Consider the following 17,623-nt stretch of genomic DNA (forward strand, 5'->3'; position numbering starts at 1 on the left):
ATTATCTATTGCTGCTTATTGTATTAATCGACGCCTCATGTTTTAGGTATTCATGTATTAAATTATACTAATTAATAATTCATACGCATTTGCTTGAATAATATTCAATAGCTGATTTTGTTTAGTAATTGGTGTGGCATGCGGTATTTACGGCTCGCAGTAAAAAAGTATTATTTAAGTTGAAACATGGTTGATACATTTTGGTTTTTTGTGTTAAAGTCTCGCCAATTTTTTGGTGGCATTAGTTCGTTACTTCTAGGTAGTAGGCTAGGCTCAATCAAAGTCTAATGAAATGGGATGTTATGAAAAGAACTAAATTTACAATATTGAAGGGCTTTTTTCTCTTATTATTAACTTTTTATCTCAGTTTGATGGCGCCTGCATTTGGTTCGGTATCCGTGCTTGCTGGTAATTCTGAAACTAATTTTGTACAGCAAGATGATTCGAGTTTTGATACATTAATTATAGACAAGCCTGTAAAGGGAATTTCATATAATGAATTTTCAAACTTCTCAGTATTATCTAAAAAATTAGTGATTTTTAATGGTTCAGATAGCGTCAACCACTCTATAACACCCGCTAATACAATTATCATTAAATCATCGAATATCTCAATCTCAAATGAAGTAGAAATAATTGGTGCTCCAGCAAATATTTTATTTATATCGTCTTCAGCATCAGCCTGTAAAGAATGCTCATTTAATAATGTTGGGCGAGTAACTTTTGCATTAGCATCGATTGGCACTAAGCAAGCAATTCATGCTTCTGGTGTTGTAGGTAAGTTAACGACCTTGAATGCTGGGCGTATGCAGTTGTCAAATATTAAATCTCCAGGTGTCCAATCTTTAGAGTTTATTGCTGATAAAGTGCTCTTGTCTGGAGATATCGATCTTAATTTAAGGGCTGATATTCATTCTGAAGGCGGATATGTAATTCATCCGCAAGGAAGTAAAATTGTAGGTTCGGGGGGAGTAAGTTTTTACCCTGGAAAAATGGTCATTAATTACGAAAACTTGAGAGTGGATTCTGCTGAAGTTGTTAGTGATGAATTTATTTTAAGTAGTAGAATTCGCGCAGCGTCAGTAGCCATTCTTACCCCTCAGAATATTAAAATCACATCTACTGCGGATATCAGTACTATTTCTGACATACTCTCGACTAGTACATTAAATGGTCAGTTCTATGCGCCTATAGAAGGTATATTTATTCAAGGTGCAGGGAATGAAGCATTCAGCTATAAAAAGAATAATATTGTAATGTGGGGGAAGTTATCAACAGATAATAAGATTGTTATAAAGTCAATTAATCGACTAGATGTTGGTAACTCAATTGTCGCAAAAGATGTATCTTTAATATCAGGCTATGACACGTATGTTACGGGCTATATCCAGTCTGAATTGATTGAAATTGCTGCTCGAAATTTGATCAATAGTGGAAGGCTTTCGTCAAAAATAATCAATGTTGAAGCTGAACATGGTATTCATAATAGTTATGGTGGTGATATTAAAGCAAGTCAAATAGTACTTAAGGCTAATGCTGGCAATGTTACAAATGGCTCTAGAAGCGATAAAGTGCCTTACACAATAGCTACAACTTGGTTGCCTATATCTTCAGATTTAACTTCTCTTAAGCATGGGATTTTTTATGATGTCTCAGAAACTGGTACCATATCAAGTAATTTATCTGCTCACATATCAGGAAATAATATATCGATTCAAGCTAAAGCGTTTGAAAATATTAACCCATATTCAATTGTAAAATCATCATCAGATGATTGGAGTGCTGGGATTTCAATTAATAATCAACTAGCTAATCAGGTTTCTGTTCGAGCAGAGCATAAGCTTGAGATTAAAGCATCAAATTATGTTCTTAACTCATCTGCAATAATAGGCTTAAATCAGTCTGGTACTCTGGTTATAAATTCCCCTAAATTTAGTAATGAGCGTTATCGAATGCAGATGGAAAGTTACGTTTATAATCAGGCTGTTATGAGCTCAGATAAGAGCAGGCAGTATGACTCTGCAAGGATCGGCACTACAACGAAAGTTATAGCTTACTCCCCTCCTGCACGATTTTATTCTTTCGGTGAATTTAGATTCAGTGATGGCAAAGATACTGATTCTATAGACGAAGAGTTTATAAACGAGTTGTCTTATTTTGAAGTGTTTTCTGATGCACATTTTCATCAAACAGAAATTAAAACGATTGGACTAGAAGTGTCTGAAAACTACGATTTTACTGCTTTGCATGATATTCGAAATTGTTTAATGTTTCGAACTTGCGATGGTGAACATGTAACGACGCTTGCAGAGGCTGAAACTTTATTTTCGGTTAGTGGTAGTATTTATGGAGTAGATGAAAGTATAGCATCTCAATCTGATTTAGATATCGCAAACATCAATATTAGACAAGCTAAAGAAATCGATGTTATTAACCAATACTTAGCACCATTTTTTTACAAAAATAATGATTATGACTATGGAACTGTAAATAAATCAGAGGTACAAGGCGATATGCTTACAGGTGTGCGTACTCAATGTAAAATGGTGACATTTAAAGGTTGGGGACTCAATCGTGAGTATAGTAAGTGCGATAATTACAGTTTTCAGGTAAGTATTAGTTGGTTATTGAGTGAGGAAGCAAAAGACCGTGAGTTGGGAAAAACTGGCTATACGCCAGCGCAATTTGAGGCGGCAAGTAAAATATATGTCTCATCTTTGCCGAGTAAACCCGTTACTTGGCCCGCTTCTGTGAAGCAGGGATTTCAAGGTGTTACTAGCTTACTTACCTATTCTTCTTATTCAATTGATGGTTGTTATGTAGTCATTGGTTATACACAAACGAATACATTTCATGGTAGCACTTACGGGGCTGCTTATACGCATATTACTGCAGAGAAATTTAATAATAGAATACCAATAAAATTATTAATGAAGTTTTTACCAGGAGCTCCAGAAATTAATGTATGTTCATTAAATACAGTGGTTCCTAAAAATTATACGGAAAAACAGTACGATGATGCAGCTAAAGCTTATGTATCTACCCTTACTGTTGACGCGAGTTTATGGAGTTCATATTTTAGACAAGTTCATGATAAAAAAGCTAAAGTAACTGGAACAACTTCAAATGTTATCAGCTACATTTCATTCTCATTGAATGGCAATGATGTGATTGTTAATTATAGACAAACTGATCACTATACTATAAGTGCTCCATATGCAGGGACTAGGAGTTTCTCTGAATCCCATGATTTAACTAAGCGTATTTCCGTTGCTGAATTAATGAATTATTTGCCATATTAGAATTGTAGGATTACATGATGAGTATCAAAACTAAAGGAAAAGTTACCTACGTAAAACCTATTTGGCAAAGGTTTACAGCTTATCTAATGTCATGCTTAATGTTGTTGCAAATCTGTTTGCCTGCAACGGTACAAGCTGTGGAGTTAATATCTGATTCATTTATTGAATCTGATGTTAACTCAAATTCACAGTTTGAGCGTGTCTATAATAGTAATAGACAGTTTGAAAAGGCATTTTATATAGAAGATGCTATCGGTACAAATACACAAACAATAGAGTTGTTTCATCAGAAACTGTTAGCTTTCAGGAAAAGTGCACTGCATTCTCCTCAGATGATCCCGATTATCAATAATGGTATAACTATTATTATCCCTAACTACCCATTAGGGAAACGTATTGGAGATCAATATGTTCAGGCTCGTTTCGTAAGATCTCAAATATTTAACTTACTGAATAGGAATTTACTTAATGACTCTTATTCGACTGAAGTTGAACAGATAAATGATCTCTATAATCAGGCTTATCAATTCAGCGCTACTTCTTCCGCTAAGTTTGGCGATAAAATTACCCGCGCTCAAGTTAATTCATTTGGACATAATTTTATTTGGCCTGAAACTCGACTGGTAAATAATGAAGCTGTCCTTGTGCCTGTCGTTCATCTTACTGATGCTACTGTTACAGAGTTGTTAGTGAATAGCCATAGAGTCGAATTCTCGGGGGCTGAGGCCAAGTTTAATACTATTACTGTTAATGCTGGCACAATTTATACTCGTAGAGGGACTTTTATCAGTACAGCGGGTAACTTTACCGTTAATGAAGGCGCAAGTGTTGTTGCAAAGGGCGATTTAAACTTACTTGTTGGCGGTACTTTACAAAACTTATCTGGCCGTTTTTCAGCTAAAGACAATGTCAACATTATTGCTAATCAGTATCAGCAAAAAACAATGGTGCATAGATATGCCACCAAATACGAACAAGGAACACGTTTAGGACAAATTGCCAGTGTTGATGCTGTTAATGGCAACATTTCAATTCGATCCCATGGCGATCTAGTTGTTGCTGGAGGAACCATCTCCGGAAACAATATTGTATTGGCCGCTAACGGGAACATTCAGCTAACTACGCAATTCACTACTTATAATCGTAGTGAACCCGTTGGAGGTTACCACGAGACACAAAATATTATTGAGCACATCGGCAGCCGTCTAAGTGCAAAAGATAACATAATGTTGTTGGCTTCAGGTGCAATTGAAATTACAGCTTCAAAGTTGATTTCTGATTCAGGATATCTTCGCATACTTGCAGAGCAAGGTGTTTATATTGGTAATGAGTTTAACCAGTTTGAGTCATCACGTTCAGGTAAAGTACGTAAGGTTACTCTGCAGGAGCAACAATTTCAGACAATTGCAATTCGTACCGCTTTAGAAGCTGGGCGCGATGTTCTCATATCGTCCGACTTGGGAGATGTAACACTAAAAGCTACAGAAATAAAGACGGTAGATGGAACTCAACTAAACGCTAGAAACGGTAAAGTCAATTTATTACTTGCAAAAGAACAGGATAGCTATTTCTACAACTGGATTAAAAAAACAACTTGGAAAATAAAAACAGAAACGATACAAAATCAAACAGATACAGCTGTTTATAATGCAATCGTTGGTGGCATAAAAATCCAAGCTACTCATGGTGTTACTCTAGATATTGCCCAAAAAGAAGGTCAAACTCTTCAAGATGTGCTTGCCCAAATGGCCGCAACAGACGATCTCGCATGGATGAATGATCTCTATAACGACCCTGACTATGCCGAAAATATTGAGCTTATTTATCAAAAGCTAGAAGAGCTACGAATTCATAAAAAGACCAGCAACTTAAGTCCTGCCGCTATGGCTATTATAGCAATAGCGGTTGCTGTTGCTATGGGGCCAGCCGCATTTGGTCTTACGGGTACCGGCGCAGGAGCTATAGGTACAGGTACTATTGGGTCTGCGTTAACTAGCATAGGTATTCCGGCTGTGAGCCTTCAAGCTGGGGCTGTTGCATTAGCAACGCAGGCTGCAACGGCACTGGCAAGCGGAAAGGGAATTGACGGTGCAATTAAACACCTAGTAGCGGAAGATAGCCTCCGCTCACTTGCTACATCTATGGTTACCGCAGGTGTTGTTAACGATCTGATTAACGATGTAGGTGTTGATTTCTTTGGTAAAGTGAATCCAGATGCGGCGTTGCTAAGTAAGGATACACTTGTCTCTCTTGGCAACCAAGCAACTCAAGCTGTAGTCAGAGCCACAGTCACAGCGGGTCTTTCTACCGTGATTCAAGGTAGAAGCCTCGAAGATTTTGGTGATAGTTTCACTGCCAGCTTAAAATCTACAGGCATTAATACGCTTGGCGAGTACATGGCATCATCGATAGGTAAGGCATACAGAGCTGGAGATATCAATAATGTTATGCGTTATCTCGCTCACGCAGGTAGTGGATGTGTGCTTGGTTTAGCCTCAAGTTCAGCAGGAACAACCAATGGTAATGCACAAGAAAGCTGTATTACGGGTGCTGGTGGTGCAGTTGCTGGTGAAGCTACGGCAGATATTTACAAAGCCCAAAAATTGGAGCAGTTCGGCAAAGAACAGACCCAACTTGTTGAAGGATTTAAAGCGGCTGGTTTATCAAACGCTCAGATTGAAGCTGTATTCCTGTCTGATTCAGCACAGAATTACTTCAATGCCCGTGTAGCTGAGTTTAGTGCTGCAGGCGTCGATCTTGCTAAATTATCCGGCGGTCTGTCAGCGTTAGTGGCTGGTGGTGACGTTAATTTAGCTGCATTGTCAGCAGAAAACGCGGCACAAAATAATGCATTTTTCCTGATTCCCATTGCCCTGATGTTGCTAAAAGCAATTGATTTAGCTCTAACAGCAAATGAATTGCATGATATTTATACGGAACTGCAAAATAATCCGGAAAATGGGCAAAAGCTGCTGCAGGAATGGCTGCTGGACCAAGCTGGTGGGGCAATCATTGGAAAGGTTATACCTGGCTTTAAGTCTATGGAGGAAATGCTCGATTGGCTTAAACGTAATGATGTATTGACTGCTGATACTGTCTCTAAAATTACCTCGCAAGTTCATCATTCCGGTGGTTCAACAACCACCAATAACCGGATTGATGTATATGATGCAACGCATAATAAGCTGGACCTAAAGGATGTAACCAATAAAGAGTTCATCACTTCGATGGAGATTGGTCATTGGACGCCAAATGGAAAAAACGATGGTTTTTTGGGTGAATATATTGCCTTGGATGTCATGAACAATGCTACTGGCTTGCAATTTACTGATATTGTACGCAACGGTTCCAATAATGGACCGGATTTATTGGCGATTGACCATGTGAATAAAACCGTATGGTTGGTAGAAGCCAAATCCAGTATAAGGGACAAATTCCCTAATCCCAATTCGCTTAACTTATCTATTCGTGGTCAACAATGGTTACAAGAAGTCAAAAACAATGGGACAATTTCCGGTAAAAGCGTCACGCCTGCTGCACGAGAAATGGTACGAGAAACTTTAAAAACTGGCTACCCAATAAAACCGTTTTTGGCCACGGTCAAGGTGCCACTGGTAGGCACGTCTGGTACTGTTACGGTAAACTTGACGCCAGCCAAGTAAGAGGATGCACATGATGTTAGACAAATTTCTCAATAAGCGCAGTCGCAGTCGTAAACATATGCGCGATTATGCCAAAAACGTCTTTGAATATGACCAGTATTTACTGACCGATTATATCGACAGTGGGATGACAGATGGTTTCGAGAGAGTGAAACAATATCGTGAGTTTGATGAGGATTTTCGCCAGTGGGAATTATTTGGAGCTGAGTTTGGTGTACCCGAGTGTCATTGGGGCTATGTAGCCCAGCTTACCTATATTGAATCGGGCTTGCTTGAGCCTAAGCCGCTTATGTGCTCGCTTGCTTACGGCTATTTTAATACCGCGATCGACTACTATCGATACTACACAGCGGTTGAGAAAACAGGTGAGATAGCCAATGCCGGATGGATGACAACCAGTGCTTTTCGGCTTGTGCTTATGCTGTTTTCTGGACTGAAGACTGAGACTGACGAACTGTATCACGCCTTGGCGACCGCCTGGCGTTCGGGCTGGGTCATTCGCTCCCACGGCTTTATCGGCGATTTTTTGGTGCTGCTGTATGGGCGCTATTTGGGCGTTATTGAGCCGCCTTTTGCCACGGAAGTGCAAGTGACACTGCGAAAAACGTCTCCTTTCCCCTATGCGCCATTTTTAGATAACTGGGATACACAGGATATCGAATTCATCAGCACTATGCTGCAAACCCTCTGCGATGATCAGGTAGAACAAGCGGTCATCGGGGATAAAAAGTGCTTTTTTGAGTTCAATGGTGGGCCGCACACATATTTACCTTTGACAGCGTTAATGCTGCTGAAACTGCGATCCCTTAGGGGTTTGCCTAACCCGCAGTTCAGTCACCCAGCTTTTGGCGATATCATAGCTTTGTTTGAACAAGTCTCCACATCATTTAGTGATTATGTTGCAACGTTAGGGATACAGCGGATTGAAGATGCTGCCGATGAGGTGTTAACCAAAACGCTTGCACGGATGCAAACCCAAGATTTTGACGCTCATGCTATTTTCGCTAAGCGGCCTTAATATATACAATTTTGCTAAGTTGGATTACATGCCATGGCAATGGTTAAGGGGTATCATTTTAGGCAATCGGAGTCTACTAATCTCACGAGATTACGGCTGGCAAAAAGCCTAAAAATAAGGTTGTGGTGCCTACTATTCATTATTCCGCTGTTGACCGCTTGTGCAAGCCGAGATTATCAATGTTATCAGTTGATAGGTGGTGGGTATAAAGAGCAAGTACTGGAGGCTAATCGATACAGAGTTTCATATTTTGGGACTGGAAGTATGACTCTTGAAATAGTTAGGGACTATGCCATGTTGCGTTGTGCTGCGCTGGCGCATTTACAGCAGTTTGCTGCATTTGAATTGGTTAGTGAAAGAATTCAGTTTCGAAGAGAATCCATCCTAACTTCAACGGTACCACTTTATTTTCCAGAAGCTGAAATTGAATGTAGGTTTGTTAGTGATAGCAAAATAAGTCAATCACCCTTGGTAAGGAGAACTGACTTTCTAATTGTTACTATGCAACATAAATATGGTCTTACTGATAGCGCGGTGTATGGAAATCATCATTATTAGCTGGGCGATTAATTATGAGAAAGTATAGGAAGTACTTTATGACTAGAATATTCATGTTTGGGTTTATGTTAATTATTTTTACTACATCATCCAGTTACGCCGACTATCACTGCGAAGTGGATGTGCATCGAGTTTTAGTATATGGAAATGGTTCTGTAAATGTGCTCCACACTGGACGTGGCGATTTCACGGTAATCTGTAATACCAAAGGAACTTGGAAGGATATAGATACTGTAACCTGCTCACTTTGGGTCGCCACTTTACAGTCGACTCAAAATAATAACAAAAAAGCAATTTTTTATTATTCAGGTGAAGGTAGTTGTGCAATATTGCCAACTTATGGAAATACACCTGCCCCAGTTTATATAGGTTCAATAAAGTGATATGAATATAAAATATAAATTGTACATTATGGTCTTTGTCATGCTGTGTTCTGTGTTTATCTCTGGGGCTGCATTTGCTAGCAATATTTGGTGTGCTGGAAAAGTAACTAACGCCTATATTGATAGCAACAAAAATGTAATCCTGAAAGGGAGTTGGCGAAATGAATATACACGGATTTGCAGTACTGATGGTAGTAATGGTGTCGATACTATCACTTGTAGCCTATGGTTTTCGATTATAACAACCTCTATGGTGCATGATAAAGAAGTTATCCTGATGTATTCAGATCAAAATGGCACTTTGAATTGCTCTAATATCCCTACTTACTCTAGTTCACCTCGCCCAGGATATGTTATGTTGACGAAATGAATTATTAGTCATTTTTTCTCGGTCATTATTTTAATCAATATGGTTTTAAGGTGTGGGTTATGAACTCCAGATTAATATGTTTTTTATTTTTAATTGTAACATTATGTTTGTTATTATCAAACGCAGAAGCTAATAGATACTGGCCCTCAAAAACATTAATCGAATGGTCTTTAAGCTTGAATAATGGTGTCGCTTATATTTCATCTCCACAGTTTGCCGAACATTGCCTTTATGGTCGTGGACAAATAAATATGGATGGAACGGAATTTAATAAGTCTATGTATGCTTACGCGATGTCTGCTAAGGCAAGAGGATTGAAACTAAGGTATGTTGTAGATAACTCTCAAAGTATCTGTATCATCACAGGACTTGAAGAAGTGAGTTGATACCATTTTAATATGCAACTTAATTAAGTTGGTTAGCGATTTAAGTATTTTAATGTTGACTAGTTTACGGAGTGGACTATGAATAGTCATTTGTTTTTAAATTCGTTCAGATTTCTCGTGTTTTCTTTAACGCTCTTACCCTTTAGCACTATTGCATGGGATGGAATGGTTTATGGTAAAGTTAAAGCAATCCATGTAACAGGTCATAATAATTATGATTTTAGAATTGAGCTGGAAGACTCGCCAAAGCTTTGCGGAAATGAACATCAATGGGCCTATGTAAATCAATCTGATAGTAATTATCAAACTTATTCTTCTGTTTTGATAGCTGCTAATCTAGCCGGTAAGAACATTACTATTTATACAAATCAAGAAAAGGTTTCAGGTAATAATTATTGTCATATTGGCTATGTAGTGCTTAGTTAAGGGTTCTATGAAATATTTATTTGTACTCTGTTTGTGTATGTTTGCTGGACATGCTTGTGCTGCATGGGTTAATACAACAGGCAAGATAACTAGTATTGTCAATTATGCCCATCGGGATACCATTTTAGTCGCATTGAGTGATAATGGTATGGCTGTTTCACAATGTAGTGATAGAACTACTTTTGCTGTGGGTGATAAATACACTCCAGAACGTCGCGCAAGAATGTATGCAATGCTGCTCGCCGCTCAAGCATCTGAGCGTAGTATTACTATATCCTATAACGATGTTGGAAATTGCGAGCCCTGGGATAGCAATCCAGATGTTTTCCGACTTATCACTCGTTTAACATTAAAAAATTAATAATGTTAAAAATGGATTTTTATATAATGAAATATACTTTTCTTTTAATTTTTTGTTTCTCACCTTGTTGTTGGGCTAATAGCTCGTTTACAGCCGACTCAATCAATAGACTTGTTGTTCATGACTGGGGGGGGCATATTTTGGTTTATTTTTCCAGTGATGTGGCAAATGCTGAGCAATGCGCAAGTAACAATGGCGTTGCCTTAAAAAAAGAACATCCACTTTTTAATGAAATGTATGCAGCATTACTATCTACTTTTCATGGGAATGGACGATTATCTGGTTGGGTTAATGGTTGTGAACCTATCTTTAATACGCCGATATTGACTCGGGTAGATCTAACTAAGTGATCAAATCTCTATTGGTGTAAGAGTCAAACTTCAATCGTATAATTTAATTGCTTTATGAGGTTGTAATGAAAAAGATTTTGTTTCTATTTCAAATGTGCATTTTAGTTGGAGTTTGAAGTGAGGTATTTGCAAGAACAGATTGTCAGGTTGCAAAAATTTTGAACATTCAGCTAGAATTTGAAAAAATCATGTATTTTCAAGAGGGTGCTCCATGGCGTACGCTTAGGTATGTGAATAAAAATGACGGTACAAAGGAAAGGTATGCTGCACTTCTTACCGCACAAATGGCCGGGGAAAAAGTCGTCGTAGGATATAAAGAAAATGGATATGACTGTAATGTGACTAATTACGGTGTGTCAGCTTTTATTGTGAGAACATTTAATGAATAATCTTCTAAAAGTATTTTTATTAGGCTTAGCTTGTATTCCTTATGCTGTTAAAGGTGAGGAAGTGTGGAGTTCGGAAACAAAGATTAAGATATTGTACCCCACGTCAGGGTCGTTGATTTTCATGACTGACTATCGCCATAATTTAAGTCAATGTGATAATGGCACAAGATTTATGCTCGACACTACTGCTGCGGATTATTCTGTACTTGCTTCAATATTAATTGCCGCATTTATGGCCGATAAACCTATTAGGTTTAATTTCAATCTTTCGCAGAATCCTACTTGCAGTCCAATAGTCAATAGATTTATGGTTTTTAAATAAATTTAGGTGTTCAATATGCGCACATTTTTTACGCTTACTCTTGCTTACTTCTTATGTTTTAATTGTACCGCAGCAGGGGTTACACCTGCTGTTGTTCCTAAAAATTTGCATATCTATGATGTTCAAGGTTCTACTTATGTTGATATGGTTGCACATGATTGTTCTGGTTCTAGATATCATTTAAACCCTAACCATCCTAAATATGATGCGATATTTTCCATATTATTATCAGCTCAGTTAGCAGAGAGAAAAGTGATGGTAAAGTTTGGTGATTGCATTAATGGAAGTAATCCTCAGGGAGAAATCGTTGGAGTTTACTTACCCTAGGTTGTTGAATTATTTTCTGAAAAGTGGTGCCGTTATGAAATTGTTAGTAACATTTTTTATGTTGTTTAGTTTCAATGTTTATTCAGCTGAGTATGCTTCGAAAGTTGCTCAGATCAACTTGTACAGCAGTAATTGGACTCATGATACATGGAAAGGGTCATTGATTTTTAAATTACAGACCATGCCATCTGGTGTGTCCCATTTTACGGTGAAGAGAGATGATATTGCATTATCTAGCTTTTTATCATTGTTACTGGCAGCGAAAAAAACCGATACTACTGTTAATGTTGTTTATGACGCAGCTGTAGATGCCAATGGCTTTGCAACTACTTTAGCGATATTTGAACCTTAGCTGATAAAATGATTATTTGGTTGTGCTCAAAAACAGACTTTTATAGTTTTCGATGTAATTTAAATGTATGTAGATAAAGAGGGCGTTATATGAAAATAATCATGTCTATCGTGCTATTTATGTGTTCCGTGTCTTGGGCGTTTGCAGGTGGGCAAACTGGTCTTATTACACAAATCAATGTCAGAACGGATGGATTACATTGGGTTGTTTTATCCGGGGAACGTGGGGAAATGCCAGCTTGTACTCAAGGTCACTATAAGTATTGGATGATAAAAGACGAAAACGCTACCTACGGGAAAAGCCAATTTAGTATGTTATTAGCAGCTTATCTCTCAGGCAAACCGGTGACAATTATTGGTACTGGCAACTGCAGTCGATGGGGAGATGGTGAAGATATAGGCACACTGCTACTATAGAGTTGAGTTGTTATATCTGACATTGTTAGCTTCATTTGCTTAACTTTACGGTTTAAATTTAAATGGAAGATGTTGATATTGTTGGTTTTTTATAAGGTCGAGAATGCTATTAGCGTATGCTATGGCATATATTTGTGGGGAACCAGTTTGTTAGGGAATACTGAGATAAGATATTTATCATGTTTATTGAGTTGCATTGTTATAATATTGAGTATGTATGAAATTTAATAAAAGGTTACTACTAAGTTTTCTACCCCTATTTGCTAGCAATGTTTGGGCCGGTGGTTTCACCGCATTTGCTATTCCTACTCGCATTGACATCGATCGCGGAAATGGGCTGATGGTATTCGGGGCGTTTGGTAATCCTGGAGGATGCACAGTTGGTGATAGAATATACATTAATATTAATCATCCTCAGTATCAGCAGATTTATGCTGCTATATTGGCTGCCTTTGCCAGCGGCAAAAAAATTCAAGCCTATTCACACGAATGTAAACCTGCTTCGTGGTATTCTGTTCAAGCTGTGACATATAACCATGTAGAACCTTATTCTGCAGTGAATTTGATGAATTAACTCTAAACTAATTCTGGATGTTATATTCATTTTTAGCAATGTTGCCCCAAAAGTCTTTGCAAGTGGATAGCATCAAACTCTTAGTTATCATAGGATTTGTCTTAAGTTGGTTTAAGTTAGCGGTTTCCCCCAACGCTCTTTGGCCATGTTCAAAGGTTTTATCCTGTCCATTTTGATTCAGACTACCTGAAATAGTGGCAAAGAAACCGTTATCTCTTGGCACTATTGCATAGCTTTCTATTGTTACTCGACTGATATTCGTCTTGGATTTGGTTAGTGATTCTTGTTTCATGCATGTGAGTAGAAGTGTTTGGCTATTTTCACCGGTAGATATCAGCCCCTCTTCAAGTTCTTTCGCGATGCCTTCATCTATAGCTACTCCTATTGCAATGCCTGTAATCCCTATGGTTGACATCATCGCAGCACTGTTCCCCTTATACAAAAGGCGCGCTTCTTTAGATATTTCAACTTTAGCTGGTGCAACTTGTTCTTGGCTTGCACAACCATTCAAGGTTGCGGCAAAAAATACAGTAACAATGATTGGTTTACATGGAATAAGCTTGAACATTTATTTCCTCTTTGGTTTGTATGGCTTCGAGTAGGATAATACTTTTTCAAGCTATTTTTATAGTTTTTTACAAAGTTACATTTTCTAATTATGTTCTTCATTAATCATAGCTATAATAATTCAACTGGCTGCCTAAGTGTCACTCATTTTTAATTTTTATTATTAGCCCTGAAAATGTATGAAGATGTTCACTACATTCTTTCTGTAGAGGTGGAAGATAGGAGGGTTTTAGTTTCTGGTTGATGTGAATCTAGGCTTAGACTAAAGTGCAGTTGTTATAAAATTAGGTATATTAAAAGCGTGGAGGTTGATAAAGTCGATGGAAGTATAATATTTTTTATGCTTTCAAGATGGGTTTCTCGTATAGTGTAATAGGTTAGGTCGTCAATTTATAATAATCGAGAGCACTCGTTGGAGTTCTTATCATTCGTTAGCGGCTCGTCTTTAATTACAGTTTTTTAATGAAAATTCAGTCTCTGTTCATACATGCTTGCTCAAGGGTTGATTAATAATCACATAGTACGTTTCTTATGCTTTAATTAGAAAAATTACATATATGAAAATTTATAGAAAAGTAATTCTTTGTTTGATGTTCGCTCTTGCTTGCAGTTACGCCACTGCTAATGAGCCAAGTGTTGAGACCATAATTACAGAAATACACTCATATCCTGAATATGGGAATGGTGACGTAATTTTTAAAGTGGCTCATCAGGGAGATATCTGTAAGGGCTATTGGTTGGCACCATCTACTCCCGGCTTTGCTGCAAATTTGAGCTTGCTGCTTTCTGCTTTTCACTCTGAATCTAAAGTAAGAATATGGGGACAAACACAAAGTGATAAGAAGTGGGATGGTTCTGGTACTCATTTTTGCAAGCTCTATAATATAAGTCTAATCAAATAGCCTTCTCAACTTAATCTGATTTGAGTACATTCTGTCTCTAATTTACAGGAGGTTTTAGTCATAGCGGTAGGCATTACTGGTAAAGAGTTGTAATACCTACCCAATGGTGAGAGCCGTTACTTTTGTTTTCCTCTCACCATCCTGACGTATAGATAAAGGACTGGTCCATTCCAGCGGCCATGGCCATCATAGAATTGGATAAGCCACTTACCACCAAACTGGCTATTATCGCTGGCAGTAGATGTCCAATACCCTGCATAGTCAGGTGTCTGCGGAAATGCTGCTTGCGCTAATGTCGGGCTTTTATAGTTACCTTCACACACATTATCATTTGGTTTCCAATAAGTTGGTTTACCTGATGAACAATAAATCAGTGAACTTAATTCCTCTTTTGCGGGTAAGCGCCAGTCGGTGTGGTTACCATCAGAGATAGACATTCCCATGGCATATGGCCAGATAAAAGTATTAGGACTGCCTTTACAGCTACCGTCTTGCCATGTCTGTCCTACGCTACAGCGCATCCACATGAGCTTGGTTTGCGTGTCGGTGATGGTGCCATTGCCGTTATCAATATACCGCTCTGCAAGTGTACCATCTCCAATTTTGGTAAACGTGGCATTGATTTGGCAATCTGATGTCACTGTGCCTGTGGTGTACTCATTGTTATTGAGCGTACCGTTACAGCCTGTGACGGATTCAATTTGATAGCCGATGTTCGTTGAGATAGTAAAGCTGGTATTGGTGTTGTAACTGACATCAATACTCTCGGGACTGATTTTGCCTCCGGTTGTTGCTTGCGTGGTGATTTTGTACGTGCTGAGTTTGAAAGATACGGTGACTGCACACTGGGCATTTATGACCGCCGTTTTATAGCTGTTTTGGGTTAATGCGCCGCCGCAACCACTGATATCATCGATTTGATAGCCGGTATCGGGTGTCACAGTGAAAGTCGTTGCATGACCCGATTCAACCATGTTGATTGCTGGGCTGATTTTTCCGCCAAGGCTTGCCGTTGCTGGAATGCTGTAGACCGTTGGGGTGACTTGTCCGTTGTCATCGCTGCTGTCACCTTCCGAGCCGCCACAGCCAGCGAGTAATGTTGCTGCGACTATGCTCAAAAGCAGTGTATTTGCCTTTGATGGCGGTGTCTTTATTGACGTTATGGCGAGTTTGATGCTTGCGTGAATGCACTTATTCATAGGTGTTCCCTGTTATGTGGTCCTGATTAAAGCAGGCGGTTGGTTGTGATGATTACTTCGTTACTTGATTGAGGAGGATGTTTTCTGGTGTGAATATTTCGCCGATAGCCTTGTTGAGTGAGTTACTGTAGATGTCATCTAGGGCATTGTTGGCGGTGATATACGGGGTGTACTCTTTACCTTCTCCCAATGACAGTTGCCACCTTGCGGTATTCACTTCAAAGGTATCGTCGAGATTGATGAGAAACTGAATCGTCAATGATGCGCGTGTGACCTGAGAGATAAAGGCTTCATCGACTTTTCCTGTTACCGCTTCAGAGGCTTTTTGACCCACTTGCTTGAAGTGTTTCAGCTTCATATTGCAGGTATAGACAACAGTGGTAATGCCATTGCTGGCTTCTTGCTCTACCCAAGCCGTGTTGGCGCAAGGCGACCATTTATCAAACGCCTGACCTATGTTGGTTTGCTTGTAGTCTTCGAGGAAACCCTCTTTTACATAGATAATATTTAATGGTTCACCGAAACGAATGCCGAGAATGATTAAGACGATAAGGAACGCAACAAACGTAACAACCGCAGAGGATATGATACCTAACCAACCCGTCATCCACTTTGGCATCCAAGGCCATATAGTTTCACCGAGCTTGTAATAGCGGTAATAGTCATAATTAGCCGTAAGACTAAAGACAATAGAATTGATGATAAAAGGAAGCTTGCTCAGGTTCTTGTCAGTAATGAGTGATGCAACTGCTATGATTATCAGGTTCAGCAGCATTAGCATGAGAAACAGATAAATGCCTTTCTTCCACATGCCCTTAGCGAAGTAGTACCCCGAGCCAAACACAAAAGCGAGCGCATTCATGTTAACCACATTCTGCCCCTTTAATTGCTCCTTTTTAGGCCTTGAGGTATGTGCAGGACTTTTTGCTGAAGCAAAATAGCCCAACTTGTCAGCTTGTCTAAGGTCAAATTCAGCAAACACCTTTTGCCAGCCTTTACTTAAATCATCATAGGACTTCACGGTAGGCTTGGTGGCCGTAGACGGCTTAGCTTCAATCGATGGCTTCGCTACTTGTTGTGGTGTTACAGGTGTTGTGGCTACAGGGGCCGCAGTTGTGGCTTGAGTTGTCACGGGCTTGATGTGGGTAATGATACCCACACCGTTCAACTTGGCTTTTAGTGCGTTAGCTTCACTTTCGCTCAGAGCTTTCTTAATGCATATCGGATTACCCGAGAACAACAGATGTGCTTTTTCCTCGGGGACTTTTAGAAACTTTGCCAGTGCCTGACTCAGCTTATGGCGGTCTTTTCCTTCTGCTATCTCACCTTTAAAAATGACGTTGTAGGAGTTCATTACCTTTCCTTGTAATACGGGTTGAGCTATAGGCTTTACTAGGTCAAGTAGACCTATGTTTGCTCAAGGGGTTAAATGAGGATTATACGCACTAAATGCGGATTATAATCCGTGGTTAGTTGGTAAGCAAATTCCCATAGTGGTTGCCTTGTGACGAAGGAGACACTATGAAAACATTAGCGACTGAATTTGGTCATGCGATGCGCAAAATGAGAAAGCACAAAGGCTTATCTCAGGATGAATTGGCGTTACGTGCAGAGATTGACCGCAGTTATATCGGCCGTATAGAACGAGCTGAGGCGAACATCACGCTCGATATGTTGTACAAGATTGCAGAGGTGCTCGACTGTGAGCCACATGAGTTGCTACCGAGTCGAACATCACTAAAAAGTTAGGGATTGTCTA

Annotated in this window: 19 protein-coding genes; 16 read left to right on the forward strand and 3 right to left on the reverse strand. The window is 39.0% G+C overall.

Features of this window, described 5'->3' with window-relative positions; translation table 11 throughout:
• Positions 1-302 precede the first annotated feature (302 nt).
• The 14 genes from HGO26_RS17135 to HGO26_RS17200 all read left to right on the forward strand — a co-directional run bounded on the left by HGO26_RS17135 (position 303) and on the right by HGO26_RS17200 (position 13,196).
• On the forward strand, positions 303-3,302 hold the full coding sequence (locus tag HGO26_RS17135) for a hypothetical protein (protein WP_168826712.1): 3,000 nt from the start codon (positions 303-305) through the stop codon (positions 3,300-3,302).
• 17 nt (positions 3,303-3,319) lie between these two features.
• Complete coding sequence (locus tag HGO26_RS17140; RefSeq protein ID WP_168826714.1) at positions 3,320-6,964, forward strand: DUF637 domain-containing protein; 3,645 nt, start codon at positions 3,320-3,322, stop codon at positions 6,962-6,964.
• Positions 6,965-6,974: 10 nt separating this feature from the next.
• A complete protein-coding gene (locus HGO26_RS17145) occupies positions 6,975-7,982 on the forward strand; it encodes a hypothetical protein (RefSeq protein ID WP_247651578.1) in 1,008 nt (335 codons plus the stop codon).
• A gap of 33 nt (positions 7,983-8,015) precedes the next feature.
• Positions 8,016-8,540: a CC0125/CC1285 family lipoprotein gene (locus tag HGO26_RS17150; RefSeq protein WP_168826716.1), complete on the forward strand. Its 525-nt coding sequence runs from the start codon at positions 8,016-8,018 to the stop codon at positions 8,538-8,540.
• Positions 8,541-9,352: 812 nt separating this feature from the next.
• The gene (locus tag HGO26_RS17155; protein WP_168826718.1) at positions 9,353-9,679 is read left to right on the forward strand and encodes a hypothetical protein; all 327 of its coding nucleotides are present in this window, start codon (positions 9,353-9,355) and stop codon (positions 9,677-9,679) included.
• Between the two features lie 78 nt (positions 9,680-9,757).
• A complete protein-coding gene (locus HGO26_RS17160) occupies positions 9,758-10,105 on the forward strand; it encodes a hypothetical protein (protein WP_168826720.1) in 348 nt (115 codons plus the stop codon).
• Positions 10,106-10,112: 7 nt separating this feature from the next.
• Positions 10,113-10,466 carry a hypothetical protein gene (locus HGO26_RS17165; protein ID WP_168826721.1) on the forward strand — a complete coding sequence of 118 codons (354 nt, stop codon included), beginning with the start codon at positions 10,113-10,115 and terminating at the stop codon, positions 10,464-10,466.
• Between the two features lie 26 nt (positions 10,467-10,492).
• Positions 10,493-10,816: a hypothetical protein gene (locus tag HGO26_RS17170; protein ID WP_211085946.1), complete on the forward strand. Its 324-nt coding sequence runs from the start codon at positions 10,493-10,495 to the stop codon at positions 10,814-10,816.
• A 158-nt stretch (positions 10,817-10,974) separates the two neighbouring features.
• Positions 10,975-11,205: a hypothetical protein gene (locus tag HGO26_RS17175; RefSeq protein ID WP_168826723.1), complete on the forward strand. Its 231-nt coding sequence runs from the start codon at positions 10,975-10,977 to the stop codon at positions 11,203-11,205.
• Complete coding sequence (locus HGO26_RS17180) at positions 11,198-11,527, forward strand: hypothetical protein (RefSeq protein ID WP_168826725.1); 330 nt, start codon at positions 11,198-11,200, stop codon at positions 11,525-11,527. Before HGO26_RS17175 ends, HGO26_RS17180 begins: the two co-directional genes overlap by 8 nt.
• 15 nt (positions 11,528-11,542) lie before the next feature.
• Positions 11,543-11,854, forward strand: a complete 312-nt coding sequence (locus tag HGO26_RS17185; RefSeq protein ID WP_168826727.1) for a hypothetical protein — start codon at positions 11,543-11,545, stop codon at positions 11,852-11,854.
• A 34-nt stretch (positions 11,855-11,888) separates the two neighbouring features.
• Positions 11,889-12,206, forward strand: a complete 318-nt coding sequence (locus HGO26_RS17190; RefSeq protein WP_168826729.1) for a hypothetical protein — start codon at positions 11,889-11,891, stop codon at positions 12,204-12,206.
• 89 nt (positions 12,207-12,295) lie between these two features.
• The gene (locus tag HGO26_RS17195) at positions 12,296-12,622 is read left to right on the forward strand and encodes a hypothetical protein (RefSeq protein WP_168826731.1); all 327 of its coding nucleotides are present in this window, start codon (positions 12,296-12,298) and stop codon (positions 12,620-12,622) included.
• 217 nt (positions 12,623-12,839) lie between these two features.
• The gene (locus tag HGO26_RS17200; protein WP_168826733.1) at positions 12,840-13,196 is read left to right on the forward strand and encodes a hypothetical protein; all 357 of its coding nucleotides are present in this window, start codon (positions 12,840-12,842) and stop codon (positions 13,194-13,196) included.
• 7 nt (positions 13,197-13,203) lie between these two features.
• On the opposite strand, the gene HGO26_RS17205 is transcribed toward HGO26_RS17200, so the two are convergent.
• Positions 13,204-13,764, reverse strand: coding sequence for a hypothetical protein (locus HGO26_RS17205; protein ID WP_168826735.1), 561 nt, complete (start codon positions 13,762-13,764; stop codon positions 13,204-13,206).
• 556 nt (positions 13,765-14,320) lie between these two features.
• Between HGO26_RS17205 and HGO26_RS17210 the strand changes: the two genes are divergently transcribed.
• Positions 14,321-14,665 carry a hypothetical protein gene (locus tag HGO26_RS17210; protein WP_168826737.1) on the forward strand — a complete coding sequence of 115 codons (345 nt, stop codon included), beginning with the start codon at positions 14,321-14,323 and terminating at the stop codon, positions 14,663-14,665.
• A gap of 116 nt (positions 14,666-14,781) precedes the next feature.
• On the opposite strand, the gene HGO26_RS17215 is transcribed toward HGO26_RS17210, so the two are convergent.
• The gene (locus HGO26_RS17215; RefSeq protein ID WP_168826738.1) at positions 14,782-15,864 is read right to left on the reverse strand and encodes an Lcl C-terminal domain-containing protein; all 1,083 of its coding nucleotides are present in this window, start codon (positions 15,862-15,864) and stop codon (positions 14,782-14,784) included.
• A gap of 52 nt (positions 15,865-15,916) precedes the next feature.
• Complete coding sequence (locus HGO26_RS17220; RefSeq protein ID WP_168826740.1) at positions 15,917-17,218, reverse strand: DUF2628 domain-containing protein; 1,302 nt, start codon at positions 17,216-17,218, stop codon at positions 15,917-15,919.
• Between the two features lie 167 nt (positions 17,219-17,385).
• On the opposite strand from HGO26_RS17220, the gene HGO26_RS17225 reads away from it, so the two are divergent.
• Positions 17,386-17,613, forward strand: coding sequence for a helix-turn-helix domain-containing protein (locus HGO26_RS17225; RefSeq protein ID WP_168826742.1), 228 nt, complete (start codon positions 17,386-17,388; stop codon positions 17,611-17,613).
• Positions 17,614-17,623: the final 10 nt, after the last annotated feature.

The organism is Shewanella oncorhynchi, from assembly GCF_012584455.1.
In the GTDB taxonomy this organism is placed as follows: Bacteria; Pseudomonadota; Gammaproteobacteria; order Enterobacterales; family Shewanellaceae; genus Shewanella; species Shewanella oncorhynchi.